Origin of the sequence: Luteibacter sp. (assembly GCF_036500425.1) — a bacterium.
Lineage (GTDB): Bacteria > Pseudomonadota > Gammaproteobacteria > Xanthomonadales > Rhodanobacteraceae > Luteibacter.
Genome location: NZ_DASYCB010000018.1, coordinates 1 through 14,684, shown reverse-complemented (window position 1 = coordinate 14,684; position 14,684 = coordinate 1). Strand labels below are relative to the sequence as shown.

The 14,684-nt window shown below is 63.9% G+C and carries 14 protein-coding genes, 1 rRNA gene and 1 pseudogene; 8 read left to right on the top strand and 8 right to left on the bottom strand.

Annotation, left to right across the window (positions count from 1 at the left end; translation table 11 throughout):
* Window positions 1–67: 67 nt before the first annotated feature.
* The 4 genes and pseudogenes from VGN46_RS04100 to VGN46_RS04085 all read right to left on the bottom strand — a co-directional run bounded on the left by VGN46_RS04100 (window position 68) and on the right by VGN46_RS04085 (window position 2,011).
* Window positions 68–244 carry a JAB domain-containing protein gene (locus VGN46_RS04100; RefSeq protein ID WP_331640970.1) on the bottom strand — a complete coding sequence of 59 codons (177 nt, stop codon included), beginning with the start codon at window positions 242–244 and terminating at the stop codon, window positions 68–70.
* Window positions 245–257: 13 nt separating this feature from the next.
* Window positions 258–449 (bottom strand): helix-turn-helix transcriptional regulator, encoded by a 192-nt coding sequence (locus VGN46_RS04095; protein ID WP_331640969.1) that lies wholly within the window; start codon window positions 447–449, stop codon window positions 258–260.
* A 412-nt stretch (window positions 450–861) separates the two neighbouring features.
* Window positions 862–1,215 (bottom strand): annotated as a pseudogene (locus VGN46_RS04090) (MAE_28990/MAE_18760 family HEPN-like nuclease); the annotation flags it as partial.
* Between the two features lie 163 nt (window positions 1,216–1,378).
* Window positions 1,379–2,011 (bottom strand): JAB domain-containing protein, encoded by a 633-nt coding sequence (locus VGN46_RS04085; protein WP_331640919.1) that lies wholly within the window; start codon window positions 2,009–2,011, stop codon window positions 1,379–1,381.
* A 175-nt stretch (window positions 2,012–2,186) separates the two neighbouring features.
* Between VGN46_RS04085 and coaBC the strand changes: the two genes are divergently transcribed.
* Genes coaBC through VGN46_RS04070 form a run of 3 tightly spaced genes read left to right on the top strand, consistent with a single transcriptional unit; the run spans window position 2,187 to window position 6,235 of the window.
* Entirely contained in the window at window positions 2,187–3,398 is a 1,212-nt protein-coding gene (gene coaBC / locus VGN46_RS04080; RefSeq protein WP_331640916.1) for a bifunctional phosphopantothenoylcysteine decarboxylase/phosphopantothenate--cysteine ligase CoaBC, read from the top strand.
* A complete protein-coding gene (dut, locus tag VGN46_RS04075; protein WP_331640914.1) occupies window positions 3,395–3,850 on the top strand; it encodes a dUTP diphosphatase in 456 nt (151 codons plus the stop codon). Before coaBC ends, dut begins: the two co-directional genes overlap by 4 nt.
* Before the next feature lie 24 nt (window positions 3,851–3,874).
* A complete protein-coding gene (locus VGN46_RS04070) occupies window positions 3,875–6,235 on the top strand; it encodes a phosphomannomutase/phosphoglucomutase (RefSeq protein ID WP_414675216.1) in 2,361 nt (786 codons plus the stop codon).
* Window positions 6,236–6,248: 13 nt separating this feature from the next.
* Here VGN46_RS04070 and VGN46_RS04065 read toward each other — a convergent pair whose 3' ends face one another.
* Window positions 6,249–6,905 (bottom strand): DUF4124 domain-containing protein, encoded by a 657-nt coding sequence (locus tag VGN46_RS04065; protein ID WP_331640909.1) that lies wholly within the window; start codon window positions 6,903–6,905, stop codon window positions 6,249–6,251.
* Window positions 6,906–7,007: 102 nt separating this feature from the next.
* Window positions 7,008–7,655, bottom strand: a complete 648-nt coding sequence (pyrE, locus tag VGN46_RS04060) for an orotate phosphoribosyltransferase (RefSeq protein WP_331640907.1) — start codon at window positions 7,653–7,655, stop codon at window positions 7,008–7,010.
* Window positions 7,656–7,759: 104 nt separating this feature from the next.
* Between pyrE and VGN46_RS04055 the strand changes: the two genes are divergently transcribed.
* From VGN46_RS04055 to VGN46_RS04045, 3 genes are all read left to right on the top strand, one after another.
* Window positions 7,760–8,530, top strand: a complete 771-nt coding sequence (locus VGN46_RS04055) for an exodeoxyribonuclease III (RefSeq protein ID WP_331640905.1) — start codon at window positions 7,760–7,762, stop codon at window positions 8,528–8,530.
* Entirely contained in the window at window positions 8,520–9,809 is a 1,290-nt protein-coding gene (locus tag VGN46_RS04050; RefSeq protein ID WP_331640903.1) for an AmpG family muropeptide MFS transporter, read from the top strand. The genes VGN46_RS04055 and VGN46_RS04050 overlap by 11 nt, the downstream gene beginning before the upstream one ends.
* Window positions 9,810–9,878: 69 nt before the next feature.
* The gene (locus VGN46_RS04045; protein WP_331640901.1) at window positions 9,879–10,193 is read left to right on the top strand and encodes a hypothetical protein; all 315 of its coding nucleotides are present in this window, start codon (window positions 9,879–9,881) and stop codon (window positions 10,191–10,193) included.
* A gap of 9 nt (window positions 10,194–10,202) precedes the next feature.
* Here VGN46_RS04045 and VGN46_RS04040 read toward each other — a convergent pair whose 3' ends face one another.
* A complete protein-coding gene (locus tag VGN46_RS04040) occupies window positions 10,203–11,321 on the bottom strand; it encodes an anhydro-N-acetylmuramic acid kinase (RefSeq protein ID WP_331640899.1) in 1,119 nt (372 codons plus the stop codon).
* A gap of 3 nt (window positions 11,322–11,324) precedes the next feature.
* Window positions 11,325–12,788, bottom strand: coding sequence for an OapA family protein (locus VGN46_RS04035; RefSeq protein WP_331640897.1), 1,464 nt, complete (start codon window positions 12,786–12,788; stop codon window positions 11,325–11,327).
* Between the two features lie 192 nt (window positions 12,789–12,980).
* Between VGN46_RS04035 and tyrS the strand changes: the two genes are divergently transcribed.
* Both tyrS and VGN46_RS04025 read left to right on the top strand, forming a co-directional pair.
* Window positions 12,981–14,186, top strand: coding sequence for a tyrosine--tRNA ligase (gene tyrS / locus VGN46_RS04030; RefSeq protein ID WP_331640895.1), 1,206 nt, complete (start codon window positions 12,981–12,983; stop codon window positions 14,184–14,186).
* A gap of 409 nt (window positions 14,187–14,595) precedes the next feature.
* Window positions 14,596–14,684, top strand: a 16S ribosomal RNA gene (locus VGN46_RS04025); the annotation flags it as partial.

The following is a 14,684-nucleotide window of genomic DNA, read 5'->3' as shown; positions in this document are numbered from 1 at the left end:
CAAGCCCCTCCCTCGACAGGTGACCCATGACGGCGCGAGCGGCACTCGCGTCGTCATTTTTTTGTCCCTAGATCAGGTGCAAGGCGGCCATGGACACCGGTTTGCCCGCGCCGACCACCACGTGGTCCAGCACCTTCACTTCGAGCAGTTCCAGCGCCTCGCGCATGGTTTCGGTCATTTCCCGGTCTTCCCTGCTTGGGCTGGCGTCGCCCGAAGGGTGGTTGTGGACCTTAAGTCCACAGATTTAGATTGTTTCATCATAGATCCGCATCCTTCGCCAATTGGGCTAGGGACACTCCAAGCCCCTTGGCGACCCGCATGAGGGTGTCAATGGTCATATTTTTCGACCCGCGCTCAATCGCGCCGAAATAGGCGCGATGCATCTCAATCGCGTCTGCGAACGCATCCTGGCTTAGGCCTCTCGCATGACGCAATCGACGGATGGCCATTCCGAGCTTGGACGAGGGGGTAGCTTGTTCCATGTAGCGGACCCTACGCGGGCGCTACTTTTGGCTCTACGCCTTTAAAGGTAGGCTATATATAAGTATCCGAGACCGAGCGCTAAGATGCAGCACCACGCCTTCAACATGACCTTAAACGATCGATGGGTGGTCTCGATTGATCTCGATTGATCTCGATAGATCGCCCAAGGGAATGCTGTACGTAAAGAAACGATCAAAGTATTCGTACGAAGCGATTCTCTGTTCTGATGCCCAGATCGCGTCCCACTCTGACCCGTATCCCATGGAGCTAATGCGCGGAAATAGCGGTTCAAGCAAACGCGTTCTTAGCGTATCTCGCTCACTTTGTGGAAGTGACGGAGTCGCCTCTTCCAGGATGACCGCAATTCGCCCTGCCTGATCAACCTGACTGTGATTCCGCCTGCCTTCGCCAGCAAGGAAAATGGATCCATTTTCTCGAATCGTTGTATAGACCGTCGGGTACCACGTAATCGACGGCCTGCAAGTAAGGTAGGATTTTCTTGGATTCTGCCGCCAGCTTGATTGCGGTGATCGATGCAAGCGCTAGGAAGCATGGCTGAAGGTCGCTGCGGCGACATTTTTGTTGCTCTACATGCTCAAGGTAGGCCTGTGCCATGTCCTTTACGCCACCTTCCCAGTGAGCATAGGTCATGAGAACGGCGCCCTTGGAAAGAACGAGAGGCTGTTCCCGCCCCTTTGTGCTGAAAAAGGACTGCAGGTTTTTCAGCTCATGCTTACGCCAGGCGGTTAGGAAGCGAGTTACCTAACCGATGGGCGACCCTAGGCGAATTCGCTTGCGGGCAAGCCATAAGGTTGGCTCTATGAATAACGTGTTTTTGATTAGTTCAATCTATGTAACGTTTTGTAGCGTTCTTCAGAAACATGCAGATTTGTAGTTACTCGTAAAAACAGATGGTTAGGCGCGTCGCTCGCGGGTTCAGGACATAACTCTTGAGGATGACGCCGGACGCATGGTGGCGCAGGCAGGCGCGGACCAGCTCGCGGGGGTAAAGCGTGGCCTCCGAGATCGTGCCCTCGGACAGGATTTCGAAGCTGATCACGCGGTTACGTACGTCCAGGAACAGGCAGCCGATCACTTCGTGCTTCAGATGGGCAAGTTTGGACTTCAGGAAGGCGAAGCAATCCTCGGTCGACCTGATCGAGGGAAGCTCCATGAGCCCCTCACCCAGCGAACGGCGGGCCAGTTCGAGGGCGGCGATGAGCCTGGCGCGTTTGACCGGGCCGACGCCCGGCACGTGCGGCAGCTCGGCCACACCGCTCAGCAGACGCCCGACGCTGCCGGCGCGGGCCAGGAGGGCGCGGCCCGTCGCCACGGCATCCGCGCCGCGCGTGCCATTGCCAAGCAGGACGGCGATCAGCTCGGCGTCCGAAAGCGCGGCCGGGCCCTGCTGGAGCAGGCGCTCGCGCGGTCGTTCGCGCACGGGCCAGGCGTGGATGGGCTGGGACCAGGTCGTGCCTTCACATGAGGCGTCGCGGGTAGGGTGCTTCTGGGCGGACTGGCGTGGCATCGGGGCTTCCTGTGTATGCCCCGGAGAGGGACGGCGGTGGGTCCCTAAACGTTACGTTTGCGCACCCGTCGTTGACGATGGAAGGATTCTGAAAAACGCCCTTACTTGCACCCGCGGAGTTGCGTAGGGGAAATCCGTTAAGCTAACGCGTCCCGCCGCTAGGCTCCGTTTCGTCATGACCCTTCGCCAGCGTCGCATCCTTATCGGCGTCACCGGCGGCATCGCCGCCTACAAGATCTGTGAACTCGTGCGCCGCTTGCTCGACCTCGATGCCGAGGTACGTGTCGTGATGACCGAGGGCGCCACGCATTTCGTCACCCCGACCACGTTCCAGGCCCTGTCGGGCCAGCCAGTGCGTGTGAGCCTGTGGGATGAGGCCGGTGAAGCCGCCATGGGCCATATCGAACTGGCGAAGTGGGCTGAGCGCGTGCTCATCGCGCCCGCCAGCGCCGACACCCTTGCGCGGCTGGCCCATGGCTTTGCCAATGACCTTCTTTCCACCGTGGTACTGGCGACCGCGGCGCCCGTGTATGTCGCGCCGGCGATGAACCAACAGATGTGGGCGAACCTCGCGGTCCAGGCGAATATCGGCACCCTGCGCGTGCGCGGGATGCAGGTGCTGGGTCCGGCGGACGGTGACCAGGCCTGCGGCGATATCGGCTCGGGCCGCATGCTCGAGCCGCATGAGCTGCGCGATATCCTGGTCGCCTCGTTTGGCGACCAGCCGCTCCGTGGCCGCCATGTGGTGGTCAGCGCGGGGCCGACCTACGAAGACATTGACCCCGTCCGCTTCATCGGCAACCGCAGTTCCGGCCGGATGGGCTTTGCCGTGGCTGCGGCGGCTCGTGATGCGGGCGCCGAGGTAACCCTGGTCGCCGGCCCCGTTTCGTTGCCGACCCCCCAGGGTGTGCGCCGTCTCGATGTGCGCAGCGCACGGCAGATGCACGAGGCCGTGCTCGCGGCGACCGATGGCGCCGATATCTATATAGGTGCAGCGGCCGTGGGCGACTATCGGCCCGCAGGCATCGCCGAGCACAAGCTGAAGAAGGCGGGCGGTGAACCGCTACGCCTTGAACTGGCCGAGAATCCCGACATCATCGGCGCGCTGGCCGCGCGGCACGGACATCCCTTCCTCGTTGGCTTCGCCGCGGAAACCCGGGATGTCGCCGACTACGCCCGCGACAAGCTCAACCGCAAGGGGCTCGACATGATCGCGGCCAACGAGGTCGGCGCTGGCCGGGGGTTCGAAGTCGCTGACAACGCCTTGCACCTGTTCTGGGCGGGTGGCGACGCCGCCCTGGCCCATGCCCCGAAGACGGAACTGGCGCGCCAGCTCATGGCCCACGTGGCCGATCGTTTCCTCGCCACCCTTGGAACCCGCTCTTGATCGATATCGAACTCAAGGTGCTCGACGCCCGCCTGGGCGTGAGCATTCCCCTGCCGGAACCCGCTACCGACGGGAGTGCCGGCATGGACCTGCGTGCCGCCACGGAGGCGCCCGTCACCCTTAAGCCGGGCGAGAGCGTGCTCGTGCCCACGGGCATGGCCATTCACATCGGCGATCCAGGCTGGTGTGCCTTAATCGTCCCGCGATCGGGGCTGGGCCATAAGCAGGGGCTCGTGATGGGCAACCTGGTGGGCGTGATCGACGCCGACTACCAGGGGCCGCTGATGATTTCAGCCTGGAATCGCGGAACTGCCGATTTGACCATCACACCGGGCGACCGGATTGCGCAATTATTACTGGTGCCGGTCGGGCGGGCCCGTTTGCACGTCGTCGACGGCTTTGCACCGTCACGCCGGGGCGAGGGCGGATTTGGATCGACCGGCGTCAACTGATACTCCGGAAGGGTAAGGGGCAACATGGCTCGGATAGCGGGAGGGGTGGGGCGGGGGCCTCGCGTCGATGCACGGCACTTGCTCACGCTGGTGGGCGCCACCGTGCTTATCGTGGCGGGAGCCTTTTGCGCCTGGCAGGCTTGGCTTATCGCCGACGAAGAGAGCGCCGCGGCGGATGTGCGTTCCGCGCAGGCTGAAGCCGTGCGCGACCTCAGCGGCGAATATGCCGGACTGCGCAAGCAGTTCCAGGTAGCGTTCAATGACCCGGCCTTTCTGGCCAGCATCGACGACCACGCGGCCGCGGCGGCGCGGTTGCATGCCGTGATCCCCGCGGCGCAGGTCGTGGAGATCTACAGCCCTGGCCTCGACGAAGTGGTCCGTGCGAATTACCGCGAGTTCGGCTACGCCAAGGCGGCCCAGCTCATGGCGGCGCTGGGTGCCAGCGAGCCGCCCTCCGCAAGCACGCAGTCCAGTGACGGCAAGCGTCGGCTGAGCGTCGTGGAGCCGATCCAGGTGGGCGGTGCGATGCGCGCCTGGGCATGGCTGGAATACCCCTTCGAAGGCATGGCTTCCCGCTTCGCCAACGTCTCGCCGCATGGTGGCCGGCTCGAGCTGCGCCAGGGAGATGGCCCGGGAAGCCTCAGCCTGATCGCACAGGGAAGCAAAAGCGGTGATGTCGGGCCCAGCGGGCAGCGCGTCGCCGGTACGGCGCTCTATGTGTTCGCCGCGATGCCGCGCGCGTTCATCGTCATTCCGCACTCGGTCGTGCTCGCCGCATTGCTTGCACTCATCGGCCTTGCCGGTGGCGCCGTCCTGTTGTGGGCGCGCAGCCGTCCGGCGCCGGCCATCGAGCCAGCGCCAGAAGAAAAGGAAGTCCTCGTCGCGGAAGTGCAGCGCAAGCCCCGGCTTCCGCCTACCCCGGGCGCGAGCGAGGCGGGCGCTGAACGGCCGGTACTCGCACGGGCCGCGACGGCGCCTTCGCCTGCCGCCGCACCGGCGGTCGTGGACCCGGCGATCTTCCGCGCCTACGACATCCGTGGCGTGGTCGGCACCACGCTCACCGCGGATGTCGCGCGGCAGATCGGCCAGGCCATCGGTGCGGTCATGCGCGAGCGCGACCTGCACGAGATCGTGGTGGGCCGCGATGGCCGCCTGTCCGGCCAGGAACTGGCCGGCGCATTGGGCGATGGCCTCCGCGATGCGGGCATCGACGTGGTCGAACTCGGCGTCGTTCCCACCCCTCTCGTCTACTTCGCGTGCTATCACCTTGGTACGGGCTGTGGCGTGGCGGTGACCGGCAGCCACAACCCGCCGGACCACAACGGTTTCAAGATCGTGATCGGCGGCGAAACCCTGGCCGAAGGATCAATCACCGATCTTTACCGGCGCATCGCCGCCGGCGGCCTGCCCACCGGGGGCCATGGCAGCTGGCGCGAGCAATCGGTGGTCGACGCTTACGTCAACCGCGTCGCGGATGACGTCTCAACCCAGCGCCGCCTGAAGATCGTCGTGGATGCCGGCAATGGCGCGGCGGGTGAAGTGGCGCCTCGCGTCCTTGAGGAAATTGGTTGCGAAGTCGTACCGCTTTATTGCGACGTGGATGGCCGGTTCCCGAATCATCATCCCGACCCGTCGGATCCGCGTAACCTGGGTGACCTGATCGCCGCTGTGCATACGATCGGTGCGGACCTGGGTATCGCCTTCGATGGCGATGGCGACCGGCTCGGCGTGGTCACGCCCGATGGCGAGATCGTTTATCCCGATCGCCTGTTGATGCTGTATGCCCAGGATGTCCTGGCGCGGAATCCCGGTGCCACGGTGATCTACGACGTGAAGTGCACCGGGCACCTGCGCCCGGTGATCCAGGAGGCAGCGGGCGTCCCGATCATGTGGCGTACGGGCCATTCGCTGATCAAGGCGAAGATGCGCGATACCGGCGCTGCCCTGGCCGGTGAGATGAGTGGCCACTTCTTCTTTGCCGACAACAACCGTTGGTATGGCTTCGACGATGGTGTCTATGCGGCCGCGCGGCTCATGGAGATCCTTGCCGCCGATCTCGAGGAGCGTACGCCGACCGAGATCTTCGGTAGCTTGCCGAAGAGTGTGTCGACGCCGGAACTTCGCCTGCCCATGGCCGAGGGTGTACCTGCTCGCTTCGTGGAAGCGTTCCTGGCGAAGGCGGTGTTCGAGGATGCGCGCATCAGCACGCTCGATGGCGTGCGTGCCGATTGGCCGGATGGGTGGGGACTGGTCCGTGCTTCGAATACCGCCCCGGCGCTGGTTTTCCGCTTTGATGCGGATAGCGCCAAAGCCCTGGAGCGGGTGAAACAGGCCTTCCGGCTGCAGCTTCACGCGGTGGACGCGAAGCTGCCCTTGCCGTTCTAGCGAGCGGCGGCGATCAGCCGCCGCCGTTCGCGTTGGCAGCGCGCAATTGCCGGTAGCGCTGGATGTCGGCGGCCATGGCCGCCTTGGCCGTGACCTCCGCGGCCTGCTGACGCTGCAGCGTCGCCCGCAACCCGGACACCGTGTTGCGCTGCTCGGCGATGCGCGTGGTCAGGTACGGCGGGACTGGCTGCTTAGCCCGCTCCAGGTCGCCAGCGCGGGTTAGCAGGTCGGCCAGGGCCTTTTCCTGCCCCTGCAGGCTGAACCGCGTCGTCTCCGCGGCCTGGTGGACGTTATCGACCTGCGATTGCTTCGCCGCCGTGAATGCTTGCTCGGTGGGGTATGCATTCAACATCTGCGCATCATCCCGCTGGCGCTGGTCGGCCAGGGCCTTCGCGGCGGCCTGCTGGTCGGCCAGCTTCTTTGCGGCGGCCTTTTCATCGGGCGTTAGCTGGCGATCGACGTGGCGAACCACGGTGCCTTGGGCATTGACGACGTCGTAACCCGCCTTGAGAGCCTCGGACGTCAGGCTATCGCTGAAGTTCGACTGGCCGGACGCATCCTTCCAGCGGTAGCGGTAGGCATTGTTGTTCCGGTCATTTTTCTGGGCCATCGCAGCGGAGGTGGCCATGACCAGCACCGCTCCCGCCAGGATAAAACGTACTGCTCGCATTGGATTCCCCTCGTGTCGCCGGAGTATAGCCAGCCGTGGTCCCGGTTCGGCGCACGGACGGCAATGGCCGCGCGCCACCCCGTGACGCGGTCGTGGGTTTGCTCAGGCGCTCACGCCATATTCGGCGCGGTAGGCGAGCAGGCGTCCATGCTCGCTGGCGAGCTCCGGGCGCTCCCCGGCGTAGGTCAGCACGTCGGCAAGGCTGGCAATGGCGATGACGGGGATGCCGAATTGGGCCGCCACTTCCTGCGCGGCGGAAAGCTCGCCCTGGCCACGCTCCTGGCGATCCAGCGCGATCAGCACACCCGCCGGCTCGGCGCCCTGGGCACGGATGAGTTCCAGCGATTCACGCACGGCGGTGCCCGCGGTCATCACGTCGTCAACGATCAGTACGCGACCCTTCAAGGGCGCGCCCACGAGCATGCCGCCTTCGCCGTGGTCCTTGGCTTCCTTGCGGTTATAGGCCCACGGTACGTCCCGGTCCTGGGTATCTGCCAGAGCGATCGCCGTGGCCGCCGCCAGGGCGATGCCCTTGTAGGCCGGACCGAAGAGCATGTCGAACGCGACGCCCGAACGTACCGCCGCGGCAGCATACGAACGGCCCAGGCGAGCCAGGGCCACGCCGGAATCGATCCGGCCCATATTGAAGAAGTAGGGGCTCGTGCGGCCCGACTTCAGGGTGAACTCGCCGAAGCGGAGGACATCGCGGGCGAGCGTGAGCTCGATGAATTCGCGCTGGTAATCGTGCACGGCAGTCGGTTCCCGGTGGAAGCAAAGGCCGCCATGGTACCGCGCGGCGCCTGCCCACGCCCCGGTTGCTATCATGGGCGCATCGCTCATCGATACGAGATCCCATGCGCATTATTTCCCTGAACGCCAACGGCATCCGGTCCGCCGCCACCAAGGGCGTGTTCGAGTGGCTGCGCAAGCAGGACGCCGACGTGGTCTGCCTGCAGGAAACCAAGGCGCAGGAAGCGCAGCTGACCGACCCGATGTTCCGCCCGGACGGCCACCACTGCTTCTATCACGATGCACGCAGCAAGAAGGGTTACAGCGGCGTCGCCATCTATTCCAAGCGTGAGCCTGACGAGATCCGCACGTCGCTGGCGCGCGAGGATTTCGACTGCGAAGGCCGTTATATCGAAGCGCGCTACGGCAACCTCAGCGTGGTCTCGTTCTACATTCCCTCCGGTTCCTCGGGCGATGAACGCCAGGGGTACAAGTTCCGCATCATGGAATGGCTTACGCCGATCTTCCGCGAGTGGGCAGCCAGCGGCCGCGACTACGTGTTGTGCGGCGATTGGAACATCGTCCATACGAAGAACGACATCAAGAACTGGACCTCGAACCAGAAGAACTCAGGCTGCCTGCCAGCGGAACGCGCGTGGCTCGACCTCCTGTTCAATGAGCTTGGCTGGGTGGATAGCTTCCGCGCGTTGAAACCCGACGCGGTGGAATACACGTGGTGGAGCAACCGCGGCCAGGCCCGGGCGAACAATGTGGGTTGGCGCATCGATTACCAGATCGTCACCGCGGGCTTGCGTGATCGGCTGCGGGATTGCTCGATCTACCGCGATGAGCGCTTCTCCGACCATGCGCCTTTCACGGTCGACTATGCCGACTGAGCAGGCCGCGGCACCGGCCAGACCCTCGATCTGGAAGGCCTTTACCCAGCCTTCGGCGTGGACCATGGCGTTCCTCGGGTTCTCCTCCGGTCTGCCGTTCCTGCTGGTGGCGGGTACCCTGGCCTACTGGCTGAAAGAAAACGGCATCGTGCTGAAAGACATCACGATGATCGCCAGCGCAGGCATGACCTACGCATTCAAGTTCGTGTGGGCGCCGCTGCTTGATCACTGGCAATTGCCACTGTTCCGGCGCCTTGGCCTGCGTCGCGGGTGGTTGTTGTTCTCCCAGCTTTGCGTCACGGCGGGCCTGGTCGCGATGGCCGTGCTGACGCCATCGAGCCTGCCGCTGTTCGTCGCCGCGACGCTTGTCGTGGCGTTCTTCGGTGCCACGCAGGATATCGCGGTCGATGCTTACCGCATCGAGATCGCGCCGGTGGAGTCGCAGGGCGCTCTCGTCGCTACCTACGCGCTGGGCTATCGCATCGGCCTGCTCACCGCCGGTGCGCTGGCGCTGATCATGGCTGACCACGCATCCTGGTCGGCGGTGTACCTGACCATGGCCGCGACGATGGTGATTCCGGTTGCCACGACCTTGCTGGCGCCGGAACCGCAGGTGGTGCGCGCGACGCCACGCGGTTGGGCAGCCGCCATGCGCGAAGGCCTCGTCGAGCCCTTCGCGGATTTCTTCCGCCGTTATGGTTGGGCCCTGGCGCTCACGACCATGGCGTTCCTGCTGCTGTTCAAGATTCCAGAACAAGCCACCATCGGTGGCGTCATGAGCCCCTTCTATCGCGACATGGGCTTCGAGAAAACGCAGATCGCCACGGTGACGAAGATCTGGGGTATCTGGATTGGGATCGCGGGCACCTTTTTCGGCGGGGCACTCGTGGCACGCTGGGGTGCATGGCGCCCGCTGGGGGCCGCGATCGTGATCTGTGGTGCCAGCAACCTGCTTTACCTGTTCCTGATCCAGCACCCGGGGGACATCGTGGTGCTGACGCTGGTGATCTCGGCCGAGAACTTCACCCTGGGGATGCTGGGGCCGCCGACCGTGGCGTTCCTCTCCTCGCTGGTGAACAAGCAGCACACGGCTACGCAGTACGCGTTGTTGAGTTCGATGGTGAACCTGCCGGGCAAGGTGCTCGGCTTCTTCGCCGGGGGCATCGCCATGACGCTGGGCTACCAGATGTTCTTCATCATCACGGTGCTCTCGCTCCTGCCGGCGATGATCTTGTTTGCCTGTTTGTGGCCGCGCTGGCGGGATAGACCGCACGGCTGATATGCGCCCCCGCTCCGAATCTGTGTAAGATCCGCGACACAGGGGGCATGCGCGAAGGAGGTTACGCACGTGCCGGATATCGTGGTGCGACACATCGACGAGCAGATGGCCGAGCGGATCAAGCAGCTCGCCCGGGAACGCCGCTGGTCGATCAATGAAGTAATACTGCACGCGTTGCGGTACGGGCTCGGCTTGAGCCCGGGCGACGTGTTCAACGAGCTTTTGCTCGAACCCGGCGATATCGCGCACCTCACCGGCGCGTGGGACGCCGACGAGCAACATGCTTTCCAGGAAGCGCTCGCGGCGTTGACGCAGGCGTCGCCTGCCTCACTTTCCGAGGCGGCAAAATCTTACGATCGCGGCGCGGTGGACGAGTTCCGCTAACGCCGCACGTCAGGGGGCGGCATACAGGGCGCCGAGAAGTCGCGGGCCACGTGCGCCGGTCACCGCAGGCAAATTGCCGGGTTCGCCGCGCAGGCGGCGAAACGCGAGCCAGGCGAAGCCCATGGCTTCCATGTAGTCCGGATCGATGCCGAAGGCGCTGCTTACATGCAGCGCCCGGCCTTCCAGCCGGCTCTCGAGCGCATGCATCAGCGCGGCGTTATGCACGCCGCCACCGCAGGCCACCACGTCGGTGGCATCCGCGGCATGCAGGCGGATCGCGTCGGCGATCGACACGGCGCTCAGCGCCATCAACGTGGCCTGTACGTCTTCCGGCGTGAGTTCCGCGACGCGCGGGTGCGCATCGAGCCACGCCATGTGGAAGTGTTCGCGGCCCGTGCTCTTTGGCGGGGGCAGCAGGAAGTAAGCGTCGTCGAGTAGTTCGGCCAACAGATCGGGGTTGACGGTGCCCGCCGCGGCGAAGCGGCCATCGCGGTCGAATGCTTCACCCTTGTGGCGCAGACACCACGCGTCCATCAGTCCGTTCGCCGGGCCGGTATCGAAACCGGTGACGTTGCCATCTGGCGTGAGCCGGGTGACGTTGGCGATGCCGCCCAGGTTCAGTACCGCGCGCGCGCCGCGGTCAGGACGCAGCACGGTGGCATGGAACGCGGGCACGAGCGGAGCACCCTGGCCACCGGCGGCGACATCCGGGCGGCGGAAATCGGCGATGGTGTCGATGCGCGTGCGCTCGGCGATGACCGCGGGATCGCCGATCTGCAGGGTGAAGGGATGTTCGCCATCCGGACGGTGCCGGATCGTCTGCCCATGTGAACCGATCGCGCGTACATCGCCCGGGCCGACGCCGGCCTTGGCCATGACCGCCAGCGCCGCAGCGGCAAACGATTGGCCCACGGCGACATCGAGGTGGCCGTAGCCATCGAGATCCAGCCGCTCTTCATCCTGTGCCACGGCGAGGATGCGCCGGCGCAGGTTTTCTTCCCATGGATGCACGAGCCCCGCGACGAGCGCGGGGCGGGTGTCGGTGAAGCGGACCAGTGCGGCGTCGATGCCGTCCGCGCTGGTACCCGAGATCAGGCCGAGGTAGAGGCCGTCGGAAGGATGTGGCACGGATCAGTCGTCGCTTGCGCCGTTGCCGGTCTTCGCGCTGGCCAGCTTGTAATTGCTGTCGAGCTGATTGAGACGGGCAAGCTGCGGGCCGACCACGTCCTTCTTGAACTTCGCCAGCTGCGCGGCGGGCAGCGGCTCGGGCTTGGGCAGGGTGACCGACTGCGGATCCCGCTGCACGTTGTTGACGCGGAATTCGTAGTGCAGGTGCGGCCCGGTGGCGAGGCCGGTCATGCCGACGAAGCCGATGGTGGTGCCCTGGCTCACGTGCTGGCCCACGCGAAGGTTCGCGAAACGCGACATGTGGCCGTAGGCGGTGCTGATCGTGCCGCTGTGCTGGATGACCACGAAGTTGCCGTAGCCATTCATCCAGCCACGGAACTTCACGACGCCATCGCCGGCAGCGTGGATCGGCGTGCCCGTGGGTGCGGCGTAGTCGACACCCTTGTGCGCGCGCATCTTGCCCAGGATCGGGTGCATGCGGCCGGCGCTGAACTGCGAGGAGATGCGGGTGAAGTCGACCGGGATGCGCAGGAACGAACCGACGAGCGGGCGGCCCTCTTCGCTGAAGTAGCCGATCTTGCCGTCCGCATTCTTGAAGCGGTAGGCGGTGTAGCGCTTGCCCTGGTTCACGAACTCGGCGGCGACGATATCGCCTTCGCGCAGGTAGGAGCCGTCGCTGTACACATCATCGTAGATGACGGTGAAGCTATCGCCCACGCGCAGGTCCTGCACGAAGTCGATGTCGTACTTGAACGCTTCGGCGAGCTTCAACACCATCGCGTTGCTCATGCCGGCCTTCGAGGCGGCGCCAAACAGCGAGCTATCGATCACGCCGTGGGCGATGTGCTCGCGGCGCTGCACGTCACGGACCTGGGTGGTGAGCTTCGCGGCATCGCCATCAAGGCGTAGCGTCGCGATGGTCGCTTCATCCTGGTCGAAGCGGACACCCTTGAGGAGGTGGTCGGCACCGACCAGGAACTGGAACTCCTGGCCTGGCTTGATCTGGTGGAATACCTTCGTGCCGCCTGCGCCGTCGATGACGTGCTGCAGGTCGGTCATGTTCAGGCCCTGGGCGATGAAGATGTCCGCGAGGGTCTGGCCGGGTTCGACCTGCACCGTCTGCCATTCCTCGGTCGGGGCGAGGGGCTTCACGGTGGCCGGATCCATCTTCGGTACGGCCAGCGGCACGACGTTGTGTACGACGGGCGTGGTCGAAGTGATCTTGGGCGATTTCATCGCGCCGGCCCAGGCGGGGATGACCAGGGCGGAGAGGATGACAAGCAGGAATGCGGTGCCCGCGAGGATCCAGCGCTCGCGCGACCAGCTCAGCGGTTCCGACGAGGCATTGCGACTGAACGACCAGTGCGCCGCGCGGTTGTCATAGAAGTGGGAGTGCCGCCGCTGTGCCTTGCGGCGAATCGCCTGCTTACGCGCACTGTGTTGTGCGCCTCGAATCTCATCCACCATTGTCTTTCTTGTATCCGCTCGCCCCGTGTTGTCGCGTACCATAACGGCCTCGTGCAAAAGACGTCAACGCCTTTCACATCAAGGCTTTGCATCGCATGTCACCGTTAACGCACAATTAACCGATACGCCTCCTTCACATACATTTGTGAAGCTGCGAAACCCATACATACGTACGTAAAGAAGAGAGCAAGCATGAACGACCTGGAGCAGTCGCTGGCGCTGATCGCGCGCGGGGCCGATGAGATCATCAAGAAGGAAGACCTCGAAGCACGCCTCAAGACCGGGCGCCCGCTGCGGATCAAGGCGGGCTTCGATCCGACCGCGCCCGACCTGCACATCGGCCACACCGTGCTGCTTAACAAGATGCGCCAGTTTCAGGACCTGGGGCATCAGGTCATCTTCCTGATCGGCGACTTCACCGGCATGATCGGCGACCCCACGGGCAAGAACGTCACGCGCAAGCCGCTCACCCGTGAGGATGTGCTGGCCAACGCCGAGACCTACGCCGAGCAGGTCTTCAAGGTGCTGGACAAGGAGAAGACCGAGCTGCGCTTCAATTCCGAATGGTTCGGCAAGATGGGCGCCGCGGACATGATCCGCCTGGCCGCCCAGCACACCGTGGCCCGGATGCTCGAGCGAGACGATTTCGCCAAGCGCTATAAGGGTGAGCAGCCGATCGCCATCCATGAATTCCTCTATCCGCTGGTACAGGGCTACGACTCCGTAGCCCTGGAGGCCGATGTCGAGCTCGGCGGCACGGATCAGAAGTTCAACCTGCTGATGGGCCGCGCCCTGCAGGAGCACCACGGCCAGCCGCCGCAGATCGTCCTGACCATGCCATTGCTTGAGGGCCTGGATGGCGTCAACAAGATGTCCAAGTCGCTGGGCAACTACATAGGTATCAATGAGCCGGCTATCGATATCGTCACCAAGACGATGAAGATCGGCGATGAGCTCACCTGGCGCTGGTTCGAACTGCTGAGCTTTGATGTATCGCTGGACGAGCTGGCCCGGATGAAGGCCGACGTGGCGTCGGGCGCCATGAATCCGCGCGATGCCAAACTGCGCCTGGCCCGTGAGTTGGCGACCCGTTTCCACGATGCCGCCGCGGCGGAACAGGCGATCGCAGGCTGGAATGCCGTAGTGACGGGGCAGGGTGATACGAGCCTGCTTCCTCTTGATGAGATCCAGGTACCCGCTGAGGGTTTCCGTCTGGCGGCGCTTCTGACGGCTGCGGGCGTGACGCCGAGCAATTCGGAGGCGAACCGCAAGCTCAAGGAGCGCGCCGTACGTATTGATGGCGAGGTCGTGGAAGACGCTGCACGCGTCTTCACCGCGGGTTTCGAAGGCGTGCTCCAGGTCGGCAAGCGAAACTTCGCCCGTATCCGCCTGATTTAACGGCGCTTTCAAAAAAAGTTCACAAAAGGGGTTGCGGCGGTCTTCAAAAACCGTATTATTCGCCTCCCCGCTGACACGGAACGCGCTTCGCGAACGGTGTCCAAGGTCTTCGGATCTAGCAACCACCTCGAAAAAATGTTTCACGAGGGTGTTGACAGAAACGAAATTTGATCTAGAATGGGCGGCTCACTCAGGACGAAATGTCCTGAAGCGGAAAACGAAATGTTCCCGCTAAGTGGTTGATCTTTGACAGTGTGCGCAGGTGAATTGTGTGGACGCCTTGCGATGGAATGACGATTGTCAAACCAAATGCAAGTGTCCCACTAGAAAGAAAGCCAGAAATGAGTTTTTTCTCTAGTTGGGGTTAAACACTTCAGAAAGATAGATCATCTTCGGATGGTCGAAAACTTAAGTGAAGAGTTTGATCCTGGCTCAGATTGAACGCTGGCGGCATGCTTAACACATGCAAGTCGAACGGCAGCACAGCAGAGCTTGCTC

Bases quoted from the DNA above. Each gene is read 5' to 3' on its own strand.
- VGN46_RS04095 (WP_331640969.1), bottom strand. From the start codon at position 449: ATGGCCATCCGTCGATTGCGTCATGCGAGAGGCCTAAGCCAGGATGCG.
- VGN46_RS04085 (WP_331640919.1), bottom strand. From the start codon at position 2,011: ATGCCACGCCAGTCCGCCCAGAAGCACCCTACCCGCGACGCCTCATGT.
- coaBC (WP_331640916.1), top strand. From the start codon at position 2,187: ATGACCCTTCGCCAGCGTCGCATCCTTATCGGCGTCACCGGCGGCATC.
- VGN46_RS04070 (WP_414675216.1), top strand. From the start codon at position 3,875: ATGGCTCGGATAGCGGGAGGGGTGGGGCGGGGGCCTCGCGTCGATGCA.
- VGN46_RS04065 (WP_331640909.1), bottom strand. From the start codon at position 6,905: ATGCGAGCAGTACGTTTTATCCTGGCGGGAGCGGTGCTGGTCATGGCC.
- VGN46_RS04055 (WP_331640905.1), top strand. From the start codon at position 7,760: ATGCGCATTATTTCCCTGAACGCCAACGGCATCCGGTCCGCCGCCACC.
- VGN46_RS04050 (WP_331640903.1), top strand. From the start codon at position 8,520: ATGCCGACTGAGCAGGCCGCGGCACCGGCCAGACCCTCGATCTGGAAG.
- VGN46_RS04035 (WP_331640897.1), bottom strand. From the start codon at position 12,788: ATGGTGGATGAGATTCGAGGCGCACAACACAGTGCGCGTAAGCAGGCG.
- tyrS (WP_331640895.1), top strand. From the start codon at position 12,981: ATGAACGACCTGGAGCAGTCGCTGGCGCTGATCGCGCGCGGGGCCGAT.